Source organism: Caulobacter sp. GW821-FHT10E02, assembly GCF_059415225.1.
In genome coordinates this window covers 2,144,090-2,160,280 of sequence record NZ_JBWKMV010000001.1, presented here as the reverse complement: position 1 = coordinate 2,160,280, position 16,191 = coordinate 2,144,090, and the positions used below count along the sequence as shown (strand labels likewise).

Annotated in this window: 20 protein-coding genes; 15 read left to right on the top strand and 5 right to left on the bottom strand. The window is 68.5% G+C overall.

Annotated features, from left to right (window positions below):
* Positions 1-39 precede the first annotated feature (39 nt).
* A complete protein-coding gene (locus AC07NI_RS09470; RefSeq protein WP_047413138.1) occupies positions 40-1,056 on the top strand; it encodes a DNA-directed RNA polymerase subunit alpha in 1,017 nt (338 codons plus the stop codon).
* 190 nt (positions 1,057-1,246) lie between these two features.
* Positions 1,247-1,660, top strand: a complete 414-nt coding sequence (gene rplQ, locus AC07NI_RS09465; protein WP_494618109.1) for a 50S ribosomal protein L17 — start codon at positions 1,247-1,249, stop codon at positions 1,658-1,660.
* Between the two features lie 97 nt (positions 1,661-1,757).
* Here rplQ and AC07NI_RS09460 read toward each other — a convergent pair whose 3' ends face one another.
* Genes AC07NI_RS09460 through AC07NI_RS09445 form a run of 4 tightly spaced genes read right to left on the bottom strand, consistent with a single transcriptional unit; the run spans position 1,758 to position 4,507 of the window.
* Positions 1,758-2,186: a hypothetical protein gene (locus AC07NI_RS09460; protein WP_494618107.1), complete on the bottom strand. Its 429-nt coding sequence runs from the start codon at positions 2,184-2,186 to the stop codon at positions 1,758-1,760.
* A gap of 52 nt (positions 2,187-2,238) precedes the next feature.
* Positions 2,239-2,784 carry a sugar O-acetyltransferase gene (locus AC07NI_RS09455; RefSeq protein WP_494618105.1) on the bottom strand — a complete coding sequence of 182 codons (546 nt, stop codon included), beginning with the start codon at positions 2,782-2,784 and terminating at the stop codon, positions 2,239-2,241.
* A gap of 2 nt (positions 2,785-2,786) precedes the next feature.
* Positions 2,787-3,611 carry a DUF2705 family protein gene (locus tag AC07NI_RS09450; RefSeq protein ID WP_494618103.1) on the bottom strand — a complete coding sequence of 275 codons (825 nt, stop codon included), beginning with the start codon at positions 3,609-3,611 and terminating at the stop codon, positions 2,787-2,789.
* The gene (locus AC07NI_RS09445; RefSeq protein WP_494618101.1) at positions 3,611-4,507 is read right to left on the bottom strand and encodes an ABC transporter ATP-binding protein; all 897 of its coding nucleotides are present in this window, start codon (positions 4,505-4,507) and stop codon (positions 3,611-3,613) included. Before AC07NI_RS09445 ends, AC07NI_RS09450 begins: the two co-directional genes overlap by 1 nt.
* Before the next feature lie 147 nt (positions 4,508-4,654).
* Here AC07NI_RS09445 and AC07NI_RS09440 point away from each other — a divergent pair, with 147 nt between their 5' ends.
* The 11 genes from AC07NI_RS09440 (at position 4,655) to AC07NI_RS09390 (ending at position 13,412) form a co-directional block, all read left to right on the top strand.
* Complete coding sequence (locus AC07NI_RS09440) at positions 4,655-5,884, top strand: alkaline phosphatase family protein (protein ID WP_494618099.1); 1,230 nt, start codon at positions 4,655-4,657, stop codon at positions 5,882-5,884.
* Positions 5,885-5,997: 113 nt separating this feature from the next.
* The gene (locus tag AC07NI_RS09435; protein WP_494618097.1) at positions 5,998-6,456 is read left to right on the top strand and encodes a VOC family protein; all 459 of its coding nucleotides are present in this window, start codon (positions 5,998-6,000) and stop codon (positions 6,454-6,456) included.
* The gene (locus tag AC07NI_RS09430) at positions 6,453-6,776 is read left to right on the top strand and encodes an MmcQ/YjbR family DNA-binding protein (protein WP_494618095.1); all 324 of its coding nucleotides are present in this window, start codon (positions 6,453-6,455) and stop codon (positions 6,774-6,776) included. Before AC07NI_RS09435 ends, AC07NI_RS09430 begins: the two co-directional genes overlap by 4 nt.
* A complete protein-coding gene (locus tag AC07NI_RS09425) occupies positions 6,773-7,102 on the top strand; it encodes an ArsR/SmtB family transcription factor (protein WP_494618093.1) in 330 nt (109 codons plus the stop codon). Before AC07NI_RS09430 ends, AC07NI_RS09425 begins: the two co-directional genes overlap by 4 nt.
* Positions 7,099-7,593, top strand: a complete 495-nt coding sequence (locus AC07NI_RS09420; RefSeq protein ID WP_494618091.1) for an SRPBCC domain-containing protein — start codon at positions 7,099-7,101, stop codon at positions 7,591-7,593. Before AC07NI_RS09425 ends, AC07NI_RS09420 begins: the two co-directional genes overlap by 4 nt.
* Positions 7,590-8,840, top strand: coding sequence for a TCR/Tet family MFS transporter (locus AC07NI_RS09415; RefSeq protein WP_494618089.1), 1,251 nt, complete (start codon positions 7,590-7,592; stop codon positions 8,838-8,840). The genes AC07NI_RS09420 and AC07NI_RS09415 overlap by 4 nt, the downstream gene beginning before the upstream one ends.
* Positions 8,841-8,898: 58 nt before the next feature.
* Positions 8,899-10,335, top strand: a complete 1,437-nt coding sequence (locus tag AC07NI_RS09410; protein ID WP_494618087.1) for a DegQ family serine endoprotease — start codon at positions 8,899-8,901, stop codon at positions 10,333-10,335.
* 44 nt (positions 10,336-10,379) lie between these two features.
* Positions 10,380-11,681 carry a replication-associated recombination protein A gene (locus AC07NI_RS09405; protein WP_494618085.1) on the top strand — a complete coding sequence of 434 codons (1,302 nt, stop codon included), beginning with the start codon at positions 10,380-10,382 and terminating at the stop codon, positions 11,679-11,681.
* A complete protein-coding gene (locus AC07NI_RS09400) occupies positions 11,678-12,079 on the top strand; it encodes a hypothetical protein (protein ID WP_494618083.1) in 402 nt (133 codons plus the stop codon). The genes AC07NI_RS09405 and AC07NI_RS09400 overlap by 4 nt, the downstream gene beginning before the upstream one ends.
* A complete protein-coding gene (locus tag AC07NI_RS09395; RefSeq protein WP_494618081.1) occupies positions 12,076-12,888 on the top strand; it encodes an RluA family pseudouridine synthase in 813 nt (270 codons plus the stop codon). Before AC07NI_RS09400 ends, AC07NI_RS09395 begins: the two co-directional genes overlap by 4 nt.
* A 2-nt stretch (positions 12,889-12,890) precedes the next feature.
* Positions 12,891-13,412, top strand: coding sequence for a CC0125/CC1285 family lipoprotein (locus tag AC07NI_RS09390; protein ID WP_494618080.1), 522 nt, complete (start codon positions 12,891-12,893; stop codon positions 13,410-13,412).
* Here AC07NI_RS09390 and AC07NI_RS09385 read toward each other — a convergent pair.
* Entirely contained in the window at positions 13,409-14,647 is a 1,239-nt protein-coding gene (locus AC07NI_RS09385; RefSeq protein WP_494618078.1) for a hypothetical protein, read from the bottom strand. The two genes, AC07NI_RS09390 and AC07NI_RS09385, sit on opposite strands and share 4 nt — an antisense overlap.
* Positions 14,648-14,810: 163 nt before the next feature.
* Between AC07NI_RS09385 and crcB the strand changes: the two genes are divergently transcribed.
* Positions 14,811-15,194, top strand: a complete 384-nt coding sequence (gene crcB / locus AC07NI_RS09380) for a fluoride efflux transporter CrcB (RefSeq protein ID WP_494618076.1) — start codon at positions 14,811-14,813, stop codon at positions 15,192-15,194.
* Complete coding sequence (locus AC07NI_RS09375) at positions 15,191-16,189, top strand: RluA family pseudouridine synthase (RefSeq protein ID WP_494618074.1); 999 nt, start codon at positions 15,191-15,193, stop codon at positions 16,187-16,189. Before crcB ends, AC07NI_RS09375 begins: the two co-directional genes overlap by 4 nt.
* Positions 16,190-16,191: the final 2 nt, after the last annotated feature.

Here is a 16,191-nt window from a genome sequence, read left to right as displayed (position 1 = left end):
AAACGCGGCCGGCGAGCCGCGTTCAAGGGACCCGACCACGTGATCGAAAGAAACTGGAACGAGCTGATCCGTCCTGAGAAGCCGCAGATCGAAACCGGCGCCGATGCGACTCGCAAGGCCCGGATCGTCGCCGAGCCGCTCGAGCGCGGTTTCGGTGTGACGCTCGGCAACGCCCTGCGTCGCGTTCTGCTCTCGTCGCTGCAAGGCGCCGCCGTCACCGCCATCCAGATCGATGGCGTGGTGCACGAATTCTCCTCGCTCGAAGGCGTCCGTGAAGACGTCGTCGACATCGTTCTGAACATCAAGCAACTGGCCGTTCGGATGCACGCCGAAGGCCCGAAGCGCATGACCCTGCGCGCCACGGGCCCCGGCCCGGTGACCGCTGGTCAGATCGAAACCCCGGCCGACATCGAGATCCTGAACCCCGACCACGTGCTCTGCACGCTGGACGACGGCGCTTCGGTGCGCATGGAGTTCACGGTCAACAACGGCAAGGGCTACGTCCCGGCCGACCGTAACCGTCCGGAAGACGCGCCGATCGGCCTGATCGCCGTCGACGCCCTGTACTCGCCGGTCAAGCGCGTCGCCTATCGCGTCGAGCCGACCCGTCAAGGCCAGTCGCTGGACTATGACAAGCTGGTCCTGGAAGTGGAAACCAACGGCGCCGTCACTCCGGTGGACGCCGTGGCCTACGCCGCCCGGATCCTGCAGGACCAACTGCAGATCTTCATCACCTTCGAGGAACCGAAGGCCAAGTCGGCCGACGAGTCCAAGCCGGAACTGCCGTTCAACCCGGCCCTGCTGAAGAAGGTGGACGAGCTGGAACTGTCGGTCCGTTCGGCCAACTGCCTGAAGAACGACAACATCGTCTACATCGGCGACCTGATCCAGAAGACCGAAGCCGAGATGCTCCGCACCCCGAACTTCGGCCGCAAGTCGCTGAACGAGATCAAGGAAGTTCTCGCCGGCATGGGCCTGCACCTCGGCATGGACGTGCCGAACTGGCCGCCGGAGAACATCGAAGACCTGGCCAAGAAGTTCGAAGACCAAATCTAAGAACCTCTAAGCCTACTGCGCTAAATCCGGGCCGCTTCTTTCGAGAGGCGGCCTGGGCCTTTTGAAGCCGCTCACGCGGTCGAGGGCCCCGGCGCTTCGCTCTGACCCGGTCGGGACGGACCAGGATTGGTGACAATCAGGCGCTCAACAAGTTTTGCGCCGCTCGGGCTCGATGCCCAGGAGATAGAAAATGCGTCACGGTAAGGCTCACCGTAAACTCGGCCGTACTTCGGCTCACCGCATCGCCATGTTCGCGAACATGTCGGCCTCGCTGATCAAGCACGAGCAGATCGTCACCACCCTGCCGAAGGCCAAGGAACTGCGCCCGATCGTCGAAAAGCTGGTCACTCTGGCCAAGCGCGGCGACCTGCACGCCCGTCGTCAGGCCATCAGCTCGGTTCGCGACGTCGAACAAGTCGGCAAGCTCTTCGCCACCATCGGTCCGCGCTACAAGGACCGTCAGGGCGGCTACATCCGCGTCCTGAAGGCCGGCTTCCGCTACGGCGACAACGCCCCGATGGCCGTCATCGAGTTCGTCGACCGCGACGTCTCGGAAAAGGGCAAGGACTCGGGTCCGGTCTTCGTCGACAACAGCGAAGACTAAGATCTTTCAGCGCATGCTGAACGCGAAGGCCCCGGAGAAATCCGGGGCCTTTTCGTTTCTGCGCTGCGGAGCGGGAGAGCGGCGAGGGCTTCCGAACCTAGTGTGACGTCTGATCGGCGAGTGTCGCGGTGGCCGCGATCGTCGCCTCTCCGCTGTGACCCGGGATCGCGTCGCGCTTGGAATCGTAGGTCGTCACGGCGAGGCCTATCGACCGAGCGGACGGGTGACACTCAGACGGACTGAGGCCGATAACTCGCGTATCGCCGATCAAGCGGGCGAGGGGCTCGCCGCCTTGAGCGTGGAGGACAAGGTCGTGACCATCGGCCGTGGCCCGGGTGATGCGTGAGGTTTCCGCGTTCGTGCTGATCTCGACGCGGAAATCAACACCTCCACAGACCGTCCGGGTCGATACGACATAGCTGACCGGCTTCGGCGTCTCCTGGACGACGATATCCCCGGCTCGCTGAGAAGCGCCGCCAGCTTGCAGCAAGGTCGACGAGGCCAACAACGCGAGTGAAATGCCCATGCCAGGAGGTTGGCATGGGCGAGGCCGGATTTCCACTCAGGGTGGAGACGTCTCAGCCCTTCGGCGTCACCGGCCGCGCTGGGTTCCCCACCACCGTCGCCCCGGCCGCCACGTCCCGCGTCACGACTGCTCCGGCCCCGATCACGGCGTCGTCGCCGATGGTCACGCCGGGCAGGATGATCGCGCCGCCGCCGATCCAGACATTGGCGCCGATGTGGATCGGCTTGCCGGACTCCTGGCCGGTGCGGCGCAGGGCGGGATCACGCGGATGGTCGGCGGTCAGGATCTGCACGCCCGGGCCGATGGCCGTGGCCGCGCCGATGGTGACCTCGACCACGTCCAGGATCACGCAGTTGAAGTTCATGAACACGCCGTCGCCCAGACGGATGTTGTAGCCGTAGTCGACGAAGAACGGCGCGCGGATAGCCACGTTCTCGCCGACCGCGCCCAGGCCCTGGGCCAGCAGCAGCGGGCGCTCGTCCAGGCCCGAGGCGTTGTAGCGGTCCATCCAGGACTGGGCCGCGCGCTGGTCGGCCTGCAGCTCGGCGTCGACGGTATAGAGCTCGCCGGCCAGCATCCGTTGCTTCTGGGTCTTCACGCCTACTCCTTGGTCAAGTCTTGGCGGCGGAACAGCACGACCGCGCCCGCCGCGAGGGCCGCGATCCACACCATCAGCACCGCCAGGGCGGGGCCGGCCGAACCGCTGGCCTGACCCAGTTGCGACGGGTCCAGCAGCGCCGCGCGCAGCAGGTCGGCGTCGTAGGCCGGATTGGCCAGCAGTTTCCAGCTGCCCGGCGGCTCCATGGCGCGCAGGACGTTGGCCAGCATGCCCTCGACGAAGCGTAGGCCCAGGCAGGCGATGACCACGCCCATGGTCGAGCGCGTCAGCACCCCGACGCAGGCGGCCAGGGCGGCGATGGTCATGGCCTCCAGCCAGGTGATGGCCACGACGCCGATCAGGTCGAACAGGTTGCGGCCGAACATCGACAGGGTCAGGCCCCTCTGGCTGATCGCCGAGCCGAGGATGGCCGCCACGGCCGAAAGCACGGCGGTCAGGGCCAGGCTCCAGAAGATCGCCTCGCCGACCACGACCAGCTTGGCCAGCAGCAGGTTCTGGCGGGTGTTGCGCGGGGTCAGCAGCCGCCAGGTTTCCCAGCGGTAGTCGCCGGCCAGGATGGCCGCGGCGCCGATCATCAGGAACAGGGCCCCGAAGGTTCCGGCCCCACCGGCCACGGCCTTGATGACCTGGTCCAGCAGACCGACCGTCATGCCGGGCATCGGCTTCTTGATCATGTAGCGCAGGAACAAATCGCCGCCGATATTGATCATGAAGCCCACGATCGGCGCGAAGCAGAAGCCCCAGAACAGGGTCGAACGGTCGCGCAGCAGGCGGAAGCGTTCGGCGGCGATGGCGTCGGCGAGCATCAGGCGGCCCCTTCAGTCTCAAGAGTCCGGAGGTAGACGCTTTCCAGGTCGGCGTCGCGCCAGCGGGCCTCGGTGATCTCGACCCCGGCCTCGACCAGGGCGCGGATCAGGGCGGGGGTGTCCTCGCGGCGGATGTCGGCCAGGACCGCATCAACGCCGTCGGCCGCGCCCTTGGCGCCCAGCACGCTGAGGACCTGGGCGATCGGCGAGGTGGTGGTGATGCGAAGGCGGGCCTCGCCGGCGGTCAGCTCGGCCACGCCGCCCTCGGCCACGACCTTGCCCTTGGAGAGGATGGCCACGCGTTCGCAGACGCGCCGCACCTCGTCCAACTGGTGACTGGCCAGGATGACGGTGACGCCCTCGCGTTTGGCCAGGTCGACGATCAGGGCGCGGATCTCCTGGATGCCTGCCGGGTCCATGCCGCTGGTCGGCTCGTCCAGGATGACGAGTTCGGGCTTGGTGAAGAACGCGGCCGCCAGGCCCAGGCGCTGCTTCATGCCGACCGAATAGCCGGCGGTCGAGCGGTCGGCGGCGTGGGCGATGCCGACGCGCTCCAGCCAGCCGTCGACGTCGGCGTTCTTGGCCCCGCTCTCCAGGGCCAGCATCTTCAGGGTGTCGCGGCCGGTCAGATAGGCCGGATAGCGCGGCGTCTCGATCATCGCGCCGATCTTGCGCAAGGCGGTGATGTCGCCGGGCGCGGCGCCGGACAGCCGCACCGCGCCGCTGGTCGGGCGCACGAGGCCGAGAGCGATGCGGAACAGGGTGCTCTTGCCCGCGCCGTTGGGACCCAGCACCCCGAACACGCCGCCGGCCGGAATGGCGATGGAGAAGTCGTCGAGGGCGCACACCGCCCCGTAGGTCTTGGTGAGGCGGTCGGCCTCGAGGGCGATCGACATGCGGGCTGCTTCCGGGCGCCGAGACGACTCGGCAGGCGAGGGGACTATGGAGACGCGGGGCGCCCCCGCCAAGTTAAGAGCCGGTCATGCGGGCCTTGTCACACGCTTGAAACCTGCGGCGACGATCAGGGGCGCATGAACTCGCCGATGTCCGCCTTCCGCCTGCTGTGCCTTGTCCTGACGCTGGCGATCGGAACCGCCGTCCAGGCGCGCGAGAAGGCCCCGCACCTGACGATCCTGGTGTCGATGGACGGCTTCCGCGCCGACTACCTGGATCGTGGCGTCACGCCAAACCTGAAGGCCCTGGCCGACGACGGCGCGCGCGGGGCGATGCGGCCCTCGTTCCCCAGCCTGACCTATCCGAACCACTACACCCTGGTGACGGGCAAGCGCCCGGACCGCAACGGCGTGGTCGGCAACGAGATCGAGGATGCCGACATTGGCGGTCCCAAGTTCACCATGACCGGCGCGACCATGACCGACCCGCGCTGGTGGAGCCAGGCCAAGCCGTTCTGGGTGTCGGCCGAGCAGCAGGGCCGGAAGACCGCCGCCATGTTCTGGCCGGGCTCGGAGACGGCCATCGACGGCGTTCGTCCCAGCCACTGGATGAAGTACCAGCACGACCTGCCGTACGACGCGCGGATCGACCAGCTCTTCGCCTGGATGGACAGCGCCGACGGCCCGCCGCTGGCCTTCGCCACCCTCTATTTCGACGCCGCCGACACCGAGGGCCACCACTACGGTCCGGATTCGCCGGAGCTGACCGCGGCCCTGGTCGAGTTGGACCGCTGCATCGGCCGCTTGGTCGAGGGCTTGAAGGCGCGCGGACGGTTCGAGACCACCGATCTCGTCATCGTCGCCGATCACGGCATGGCCCCGCTGCCGGCCGCCAACCGCGTGGTGCTGGACGACGTGATCGACGTCTCGAAGATCCACCTCGTCGCCAAGGGCGCGGTGACCAGCTTCTCGGCCGTACCGGGTCAGGAGAAGGCGGTCGAGGCGGCGTTCCTGAAGGGCGCGCCGCCGCACCTGACCTGTTGGAAGAAGGCCAAGATCCCGGCCCGCTTCCACTATGGCCGCAACAAGCGCGTGCCGGCCATCGTCTGCCTGTCGGAGACCGGGTGGTACACGACGACCCTCGAAACCAAGGCCAAGCCGGGCAAATGGGACGGCAAGGACGGCGGGGCGCACGGCTTCGATCCCTACGACCCGGCCATGCGCGCCGTGTTCGTGGCCCACGGGCCGTCTTTCAAGCCGGGCGTGGTCCTGCCGCTGTTCGACAATGTCGACGTCTATCCGCTGCTGGCCAAGGTCACCGCCGTGAAGCCCGAGAAGGGCGATGGCTCGCTGAAGGTGGTGGGGCAGGCGCTGCGCTAACCGTTGCGAGTGGCGTGAAGCGAGATCGGCCCACTGCTCACCACCCCGAACCGACTTGCGCAATTAGTTTCGATATGCGTTAAATATTGTCGTTCATTGGAAGGATGTTCGACATGTCCGACTCCCGCCCTGGCCTGGTCTCGGCCCTCGTCTATCGCGACCCCAAGGCCGCCATCGCCTTCCTGGAGAAGGCGTTCGGCTTCGAGCTGAGCCTGCTGATCGAGGACGCCGAGGGCAACCTGGCGCACTCGCAGATGGAATATGCCGACACGCGGATCATGATCGGCAACGAGTGGAGCGAGAACCACGCCAGCCCGGCTTCGATCGGGGCCAGGAACACCCAGTCGGTGCACATCTACATCGCCGCCGATGTCGACGCCCACTGTGAGCGCGCCCGCGCGGCCGGGGCCGAGATCCTCGCGCCGCCCGAGACCCAATTCTACGGCGCGCGCACCTATCGCTGCCGTGATCCGGAAGGCCACATCTGGACGGTGTCGGCCGATGTCGAAGTGGTCTCCACGGAAGAGATGGAAAAGCGCAGCGGCCTGACGTTCGCGGTCGGGGCCGAATGATCACGCCCGACGACTTCCGCCGGCTGGCCCTGTCGATGCCTCAGGCGATCGAGAGTTCGCACATGGGCACGGTCGACTTCCGGTGCGGCAAGATCTTCGCGACCCTGGGCAATCCCGACGCCGACTGGGCGATGGTCAAGCTGACGCCGGACCAGCAGGAGATGCGCGTCGCCGCCGAGCCGGAGGTTTTCGTCCCCGTGCCCGGCGGCTGGGGGAAGGGCGGGGCGACCCGCCTGCTTCTCTCCGCCTGCGACGAAACCACCGCGCGCGGGGCGTTGACCGACGCCTGGCGCAACGTCGCGCCGAAGAAGCTGCTGTGAGCGAGGCCCTGGACCGGACTTTGGCGGCCCTGGCCGATCCGAACCGCCGGCGCACGGTCGACCTGCTGCGCGAGCGGCCGCGCCGGGCCGGCGAGTTGGCCGAGAGCCTGGGCCTGACGCCTCCCGCGATGAGCCGGCACCTGCGGGCGCTACGTCAATCGGGCCTCGTCGAGGAGAGCCATCCGGAGTTCGACGCCCGCGTGCGGGTCTATCGCCTGCGGTCCGAGCCGATGGATCAGCTGAAGGCCTGGCTGGAAGCGGCCGAGGACCACTGGGTCGACCAGCTCTCGGCCCTGAAGGCGCACGTCGAGGGTAAGACGAAGTGAGCTCGAAGATCCTGGTCGCTCTGCGCATCGCCGCGCCGCCGGAGGTGGTGTTCGACGCCTTCACCGACGACATCGCCCTGTGGTGGCGGCCCAACGCCCTGTTCTCGTTCACTCCGCGCTCGCCCGGCGTCATGGCCTTCGAGGACGGTCGCCTGGTCGAGCGCCTGCCAACCGGCAAGGTGTTCGAGGTCGGCAAGGTCCGCGTCTGGGAACGTGGTCAGCGCCTGGTGTTCGGCTGGCGGCAGGCCGCCTTCGAACCCGGGATGGACACCGAGGTCGAGGTCCGCTTCGAACCGGTGGAGACGGGGACGCGCGTCACCGTCGAGCATCGCGGCTGGGACACCGTGCCGGCCATGCACGTGGCGCGGCACGGCTTTCCGGACGGCGTCTTCCTGCAACGGCACGGGGAATGGTGGCGGGCGCTGCTGGCGGGTCTTGCGGCCCAAGCGAACAGCGTCCAACTAGGGACCGCCGGGGAGGGCGACCAATGAACCAACCGATCACGGGCGTGAAACGCCAGGCCGCCCTCGGCTTCATCTTCGTCACCGCGATCATGGACGTCTTGTCCCTGGGCGTAATGATCCCGGTCCTGCCCAACCTGGTGAAGCAGTTCGGCGGCGGCGACACGGCCGTTGCGGCCGACTGGAACATCCTGTTCGCCACGGTCTGGGGCGTGATGCAGTTCTTCTGCTCGCCGATCCTGGGCCTGATGTCCGACCGCTGGGGGCGCCGGCCGGTGATCCTGACCTCGATCTTCGGCCTGGGCGTCGACTTCCTGTTCATGGCCTTCGCGCCCAGCCTGTGGTGGCTGTTCGTCGGCCGGATCTTCAACGGCATGACGGCGGCCAGCTTCTCGACCGCCTCGGCCTATGTCGCCGACGTCACCACGCCGGAGAACCGCGCCAAGGGCTTTGGCCTGATGGGCGCGGCGTTCGGGGTGGGCTTCACCTTCGGCCCGGCCCTGGGTGGGTGGCTGTGGCAGTTCGACCATCGCGCGCCGTTCCTGGTCTGCGCGGCCCTGGCCCTGTGCAACTGGCTCTACGGCTTCTTCGTCCTGCCGGAGTCCCTGCCGCCCGAGCGCCGCCAGCCGCGCTTCGACTGGAAGAAGGCCAATCCGATCGGCTCGCTGCAGCTGCTGCAACGCCATCCGGGCCTGCTGGGCCTAGCCGGCGTCGGCTTCCTGTTCCAGTTGGCCCATAACGTGCTGCCCAGCGTCTTCGTGCTCTATATGGGCTTCCGCTACGGCTGGTCGCCGGCGACCATCGGCCTGACCCTGATGGCCAGCGGCATCTCCAGCATCATCGTCCAGGTCCTGGTGGTCGGCCGGGTGGTCAAGGCGCTGGGCGAGCGCGGCGCGCTGCTGATCGGCCTGTTCTCGGGCTTTGCCGGCTTCATGATCTACGCCCTGGCCCCGACCGGGCCGCTCTATCTTTGCGGCCTGCCGCTGTTCGCGCTGTCGGGCCTGATCCAGCCGGGCCTGATGGGCCTGATGACCCGCCGCGTCGCGCCGAACGAGCAGGGTCAGTTGCAAGGCGCCAACTCGGCCATGATGGGCATCGCCTCGATCATCGGTCCGCCTCTGTTCCTGTTCCCGTTCGCCTTCGCCATCCGCCACGACGCGACCCTGCACATGCCGGGCCTGCCGGTGCTGATCGCCGCCTTCCTGATGCTGAGCTCGACGGTCCTGGCCTACGCCAAGGCCCGTCCGCTGCCGGCGCCGGAACCGCAAGCGGCCTGACGCCTTAGAGTCGCCCGAAAGCTCGGCTGAGCTGACGGGTAACGTTTAGGAGCCTTTCTTGAAGACCATCCGCGCCCTGCTGCCCGTCGTCGTCCTGCTGGCCGCCTGCTCGAACCCGACCGGGCAGTCCAACGCCCAGTCCGTCGCCAGCGGACCCGTGCCCGACATGCCGCAGCCGACCCGCCGGGTTCCGGCCGACGCGGCCTCGATGAAGCTGTCATTCTCGCCGGTGGTGAAGAAGTCGGCTCCCGCCGTCGTCAACGTGGCCAGCCGCCGGGTAGTGCAGCGCCGCGTCGATCCGTTCTGGGACTTCTTCATGGGCGGCAACGGCCAGGGCGGCAGTCAGGTGCAAGGCTCGCTGGGGTCGGGCGCCATCGTCCGCGCCGACGGGGTGATCATCACCAACCACCACAATATCGACGGGATGAGCGACATCACCGTCCAGCTGGCCGACCGCCGCGAATTCCCGGCCGTGGTGCTGCTGGACGACCCGCGCGCCGATCTGGCCGTGCTGAAGATCGACACCAAGGGCGAGAAGCTGCCCGTCATGGCCATCGACGACCAGGACCAGATGGAGGTCGGCGATCTCGTCCTGGCGCTGGGCAACCCGTTCGGGGTCGGCCAGACCGTGACCAACGGCATCGTCTCGGCCCTGGCCCGCACCGACGTCGGGGCGGCCAATTTCGGCAGCTACATCCAGACCGACGCGGCCATCAATCCCGGCAACTCCGGCGGCCCGCTGGTCGACATGGACGGCGACCTGGTCGGCATCAACACCTTCATCATCTCGCGCTCGGGCTCGTCGTCGGGCGTGGGCTTCGCCATCCCCGCCGCCGTGGTCCGCCAGGTCGTCTCGGCGGCCCTGGGCGGCGGCCACAGTGTCGTGCGGCCGTGGCTGGGCGTGAAGGGCCAGCCGGTGACCGGCGACATCGCCCGCAGCCTGGGCATGACCGCCCCGCGCGGCGTGCTGGTGGCCCAGGTCTATCCGGGCTCCTCGGCCGACAAGGCGGGCCTGAAGGAAGGCGACGTCATTCTGTCGATCGACGGTCGAGCGGTGAACGACGAGGGCGGCGGCGCCTTCGCCATCGGCACGCACAAGGTCGGCGACCGCGTGCCGATGCAGATCCAGCGGGGCGACAAGGCGCAGACGCTCACCGTCCGCGCCGAGGCCGCGCCGGAGACCCCGGCCCGCGACGAGCGCACCCTGGCGGGCAATAATCCGTTCACCGGCGCGACCGTGGTCAACCTGTCGCCCGCCGTGGCCCAGGACCTGAATGTCGACCCGTTCGCCGGCAAGGGCGTGCTGGTGACCAAGATCAGCGGCGGCGCGGCGGCCAGTATCGGCCTGCAGCCCGGCGACTTCATCCGCGAGGTCAACGGCCGCGCGATCAACACCGTCGCCGACCTCAACGCCGCCGCCAACGTCCAGGCCCGCAACTGGGCGGTGACGATCGAGCGCAACGGCCAGCGGATCACGGCTCGCTTCCAAGGTTAAGCACATTGGGCGACTTGGCGCCGGCGGCCTGCTAGAAAGATCCTATGTCCGATCTTTTCCAGGCCGCCGGCCTGACCCCTCATGCGCCCGCGCCGCTGGCCGACCGCCTGCGGCCACAAAGCCTCGACGAGGTGGTGGGCCAGCAGCATCTCCTGGGTCCCGAGGGGCCCATCGGCCGCATGGCGGCGGCCCATCGCCTGGCCTCGATGATCCTGTGGGGCCCGCCCGGCACCGGCAAGACCACCATCGCCCGCCTGCTGGCCAAGGCCGGCGGCTACGAGTTCCAGCAGATCTCGGCCGTATTCTCCGGCGTCGCCGACCTGAAGAAGGCGTTCGAGCAAGCCCGCATGCGCCGCGCGGCCGGCCAGTCGACCTTGCTGTTCGTCGACGAGATCCACCGCTTCAACCGCGCACAGCAGGATGGTTTCCTACCGTTCGTGGAGGAGGGGATCGTCACCCTGGTCGGCGCGACGACCGAGAACCCGTCGTTCGAGCTGAACGGCGCTCTGCTGTCACGCTGCCAGGTCTTCGTGCTCAAGCGCCTGACCGAGGACTCGCTGGACCAGCTTCTTCAGCGTGCCGAGGTCGCCGAGAACCGGCCGCTGCCGATCGACGCCGAGGCTCGCTCGAGCCTGGTGGCCATGGCCGACGGCGACGGCCGCTACCTGCTGACCCTGGCCGAGACTCTGTTCTCGATCGGCACGGATAGCCCGCTGAACCCGACCCAGCTGGGCCAGTTCCTCCAGAAGCGCCGCCCGGCCTACGACAAGGACCGCGAGGAGCACTACAACCTCATCTCGGCCCTGCATAAGTCGGTGCGCGGATCCGATCCCGACGCGGCCCTCTACTGGCTGGCCCGGATGCTGGAGGGCGGCGAGGACCCGCTGTTCATCGCCCGTCGCCTGGTGCGCATGGCGTCCGAGGATATCGGCGCGGCCGATCCGCTGAGCCTGCTGCTGACCACCGCCGCCAAGGACGCCTACGACTTCCTGGGCAGTCCCGAAGGCGAGCTGGCCCTGGCCCAGGCCGTGGTCCACATGGCGTCGGCCCCCAAGTCCAACGCCGTCTACAACGCCTACAAGGCCGCCCGTCGCGCCGCCAAGGAGACCGGCAGCCTGATGCCGCCGGCCCACATCCTCAACGCCCCGACCAAGCTGATGAAGTCGCTGGGCTATGGCGACGGCTACGCCTACGACCACGACGTCGAGGGCGGCGTCTCGGGCCAGAACTACTTCCCGGACGGCATGGCGCGGCCGAAGTTCTACGATCCCAAGCCCGTCGGCGCCGAGGCCAAGGTGCGTGAGCGCCTGGAAGCCTGGGGCAAGGTCCGGAAGGACGGCAAGTGAGGGTGTTCAGAAACCGCTACCTCGCGTCAGCGCTGTTGCTGCTGACGATGGTCGTTTTCGCCGCTCAAGGCGCGTCTTTCGGCGGGGTGTCCCAGAACGGTGGTCCGCTGCTCGTGCCGCTGGCCGCTCTGGCGTCGGCGAGCGGCGCGGTGATCGCCGGCCAGGCCTTCGCGGGAAAACCACTGTCGGCGGGCCTGATCGCGGCCGGCGCGGTCGCCGCTTTCCTCTACGGGGAGGCCTATTTCGACACGGCGCTCGAGGTGATGTTCGGCGGGCCCATGGCCTGGTGGAGCGAGGCCGTGGCCGCGCTGGTGCTGATCGTTGCGGCGCCCGCGACGCTGACGGCCGGGATCGGCGCCTTCCTTCTGGCCCGCTGGTTCGGTAAGGCCACGTCATGAACAAGCCGTATCGCCGTCCGCCGGGTGTCGCCAAGCCCAAGGCCATCGAGTGCCCGATCACCCTGACGCCGGAAGAGATCGCGGCGGCCCAGTCGTGGGTGCTGTACGAGGACGAGGCGATCATCGTGCTGGACAAGCCCGCGGGCCTCTCCAGCCAGGGCGGACGGATCAAGGCCCATACGCTGGACGATCTGCTGTGGGCGTTCGCCAAGCCGGGCAAGGCGCGGCCGCGGCTGATTCATCGCCTGGACCGCGACACCTCGGGCGTGATCCTGACGGCCAAGACCAAGCCGGGCGCGGCCTTCCTGGGCGAGGCCATGATGGCCAAGCGCTTCCGCAAGAGCTACCTGGCCATCGTCGCGCCGGGCGCGCCGGAGCCGAAGGGCGGCATGATCGACAGCCCGCTGCGGCGCGAGTCGATCGGCCGCGAGGCCTATATGCGGGTCTGCGAACCGGACCATCCGGACGCCGAGACCGCCCGCAGCCGCTATCGCACCCTGGCCAGCAATGGTGTCGCCGCGCTGGTCGAGCTGTCGCCGGACACCGGCCGCATGCACCAGCTGCGGGTCCATATGGGCTCGATCGGCCGCCCGCTGGCCGGCGACAGCCGTTATGGCGGGGCGCTGATGCTGGGCGGCGTGGCCGTGCCGCGCCTGATGCTGCACGCCGCGCGCCTGACCTTCCCGCATCCGATGGGCGGTGAGCGCAAGGTCATGGCCCCGCTTCCGTCCGATTTCAAAGCCATGCTCCAGGCCCTGGACCTGGCGGTTCCGGAACAGTCAGGTTCCGAGGCCGTTGATCAGGTCTGAGGATGCTCGCCATGAAGATCGCCGCAAAGCCCCTGATCGCCGCCACCCTGTCGGCCTTCCTGCTAGCCGCATGCGCCACGGCCCCGACGGTTTATCGCGCTCAGCTCGGCGCGCCGAACGACGTCGGCTATTCGGAATATCGCCTGGAGGCCGGACGCTATCGCGTCACCTTCCAGGGCGGGCCGGGGGCCAAGGAGGCGCAGGTCGCCGACTACGCCCTGCTGCGCGCCGCCGAACTGGCGGTCCGCGATGGCTATGACTGGTTCCGGATCGCCGATCGCTCGACCAATATCAGCGGTTCCGACAACGGCCCGCGCGTTTCGTTCGGCGGCGGCTCGGCCAGCTTCGGGCGACGGTCCGCCGTCGGCGTTGGCGTAGGCACCAGCTTCAACCTTGGCCCGGGCCCGGCGATCTCGCGCTCGATCGAGGTGGTGTTCGGCAAGGGGCCGGTGCCGCGTGATCGCGACGCCTATGACGCCCGTGAGATCGTCAAGGTCGTCGGCTACGGCCGCCAGCGGACCTAGGCCGCCGCAGCCGCCTTCTTGCCCAGCGGATAGTTCGCGCGCAGCGCCGCGTGGGTGAGGCCGGCCGTCTCGGCGGCGGCGAAATAGCCGTCCTGAGGCAGGCCCTGCAGGATGGTCATGGGCGCCAGGCCGCGCGCGTCGCGACCGAAAGCCATCATCTCCATGGCGATCTTGGCGGCTTCGCCCGAGAGGTCCGAGGCGTCCAGCGCCAGGCCGGCCAGGCGGGCGTCGCGCAGCACGCGCAGGGCTTCCTTGTCCGGCGGCACGCGGGCGATGACGCCGCGGGTGAGGGCGCGCAGCAGGCCGACGACTTCCAGCAGACGGCCGGCGGGCGTGCCGCGCGTGACGTCGACCAGTTCGATCATGATGCCGCCGCGCAGCAGGCTCAGCGACAGGCCGGCGGTGCCGGTCAGCAGGTCGCGGCCGCGCTGGGTGCCCAGGGTGCGGAACGAGGCCGGCAGGATCAGTTCGGGGGCGTTGTGGCCCTGGGCCGAGCGCGCGAACACCGAGGCGTATTTCAGCGTCGTCTCGTCGATGAAGGCGACGTCGCGATCCGACAGCTTGGTCAGGGCGCGGGCCGAAGCCTGACGGCCGCTGGCCAGGTGGGTGACCATCGGCTCGACGCGGATGGCGGTGGTGATGTTGCGACGCAGGCTGACCACGTGCTCGAGCGTGAAATCCACGCGAAGCGCGGCGCCGCCGGCAGTGGTGAAGGCGACTGGGGTGCGGCGGGCCTCGTCGGCCGGGTCCACCTCGATACGGACCGGCGAGCGGGCCGAGTCACGACGGGCGCGGGCGGCCAGGATCACGGCGGGATCGATCGGCTTGCAGACGGCCTCGCCGTTCTCCAGCCCGATCACCGAGCGGATCCCCAGGTCCTTGGTCGCGGCGTTGCCCAGCAGGTGGGTCAGCACGTCTTCCAGGATCCGCACGCTGGTCGCCTGGGCGGCCAGGCCCTGGTCGTTGTTCATGGCGATCAGGAACTCGCTGTCGGAGATGCGGGCCCGCATGTCGTTGCGGTCCAGGTGCTCGTTCAGCTTCAGCTCGACATAGGTCCAGACGTCGCCGCGCTTTTCGCTCCACCAGTCACCCGCCCACTGGCGGATGGCCTTGATGCTGATGACGTTGACGGAGCCACGCGCGACCAGCTCCGAGCCCGTCAGGCGCTGAGCCACCGGGCCCGGAAGGGCCACGCGTTCGGTCGCGTCTGAAGGGGAGGGGGTGTCGAAGGGCATGGTTCTGGCGCTGTTGATACGCCCACAGATTGCGACCCAGGCGCTTAACCAGGGGTTCGGAAATAGGGTTTCCAAACGCGTTTACCGTGAAAGAAACCGGGGAAAATCAAGGGAACTTCGTTGGATGCTTGGCGTTTGGAGCCGCTCGGCGCATAAGGCGTTCATGAACAAGCTGCTTCTGGTGGCCGCTGGCGGAGCCGTCGGTTCGGTCGCGCGCTATCTGGTCGGGGTCGGCGCCATGCGGGTCATGGGGACCGGCTGGCCGTACGGCACCTTCACCGTCAACATCGTCGGGGGCTTCCTGATGGGCTGCCTCGCCTCCTGGATGGCGCATCGCGGCAACGGCTCGAGCGAGCAGTGGCGCGTGCTGCTGGGCGTCGGCGTGCTGGGCGGCTTCACGACGTTCTCTTCGTTCTCGCTGGAAACCGCGCTGATGATCCAGAAGCGCGACTATGTTCCAGCCTTCTCCTATTCCGCCGCCAGCGTGCTTCTGTCCGTGGCGGCCCTGTTCGCGGGCCTAATGATCGCCCGCAAGGTTTTCGCATGAGCACCAAGGAAGTCCGCACGCTGTACGTCGACGCCGGCGAGGACGGGGTTCGCCTCGACCGCTGGTTCAAGCGCCGTTGGCCGCACCTGAACCACATCCAACTGAATAAGCTTTTCCGCTCGGGCCAGGTCCGGGTCGACGGCTCGCGCGCCAAGGCCGACACCAAGCTGGCGGCCGGTAGCCAGATCCGCGTGCCGCCGCTGCCGGACGCGCCCGATCCGACCGACAAGGCCAAGCTGTCGCCGCGCGACATCGCCTATGCCAAGTCGCTGGTGCTGTACGAGGATGAGGAAGTCCTGGCCCTTAACAAGCCCGCCGGCCTGGCCGTGCAGGGCGGCACCAAGACGACCAAGCACGTCGACAAGCTGCTCAGCGCCTGGGGCGAGGGCGTCGACCGTCCGCGCCTGGTCCACCGTCTGGACCGCGACACCTCGGGCGTGCTGCTGCTAGGCAAGACCCCGGCCGCCGCCGCGCGCCTGTCGGGCGCCTTCGCCAAGCGCAAGGCGCAGAAGACCTACTGGGCCATCGTCGCCGGCAACCCGCACCCGACCGAGGGCGTGATGGAGCTGCACCTGGCCAAGCGGGGCGTCGGCGACCGCGAGCTCGTCGTTCCCGCCCAGCCCAAGGACCCGGACGCCCAGCCGGCCGAGACGGAATTCGTCACCATCAGCCGCGCTGGTCCGCGCGTGACCTGGATGGCGCTGCGTCCGCACACCGGCCGCACGCACCAGCTGCGCGCCCACATGAAGGCCATGGGCCACCCGATCCTGGGCGACCCCAAGTACGGCGACGAGAAGTCCGACCCGTTGTCGGAAGGGCTGAAGCTGCAGCTGCACGCCCGCTCGATCCTGCTGCCGCACCCGTCGGCCGGCATGCTGCATGTCGAGGCTCCACTGAGCCCCGAGATGAAGGAAGGCTTCCGCAAGTTCGGCTTCTCGGAAGATGAGGCGGACGCCGAACCCTTCGGCCGGCGAAACGCCAAGATCCGTCGATAGGC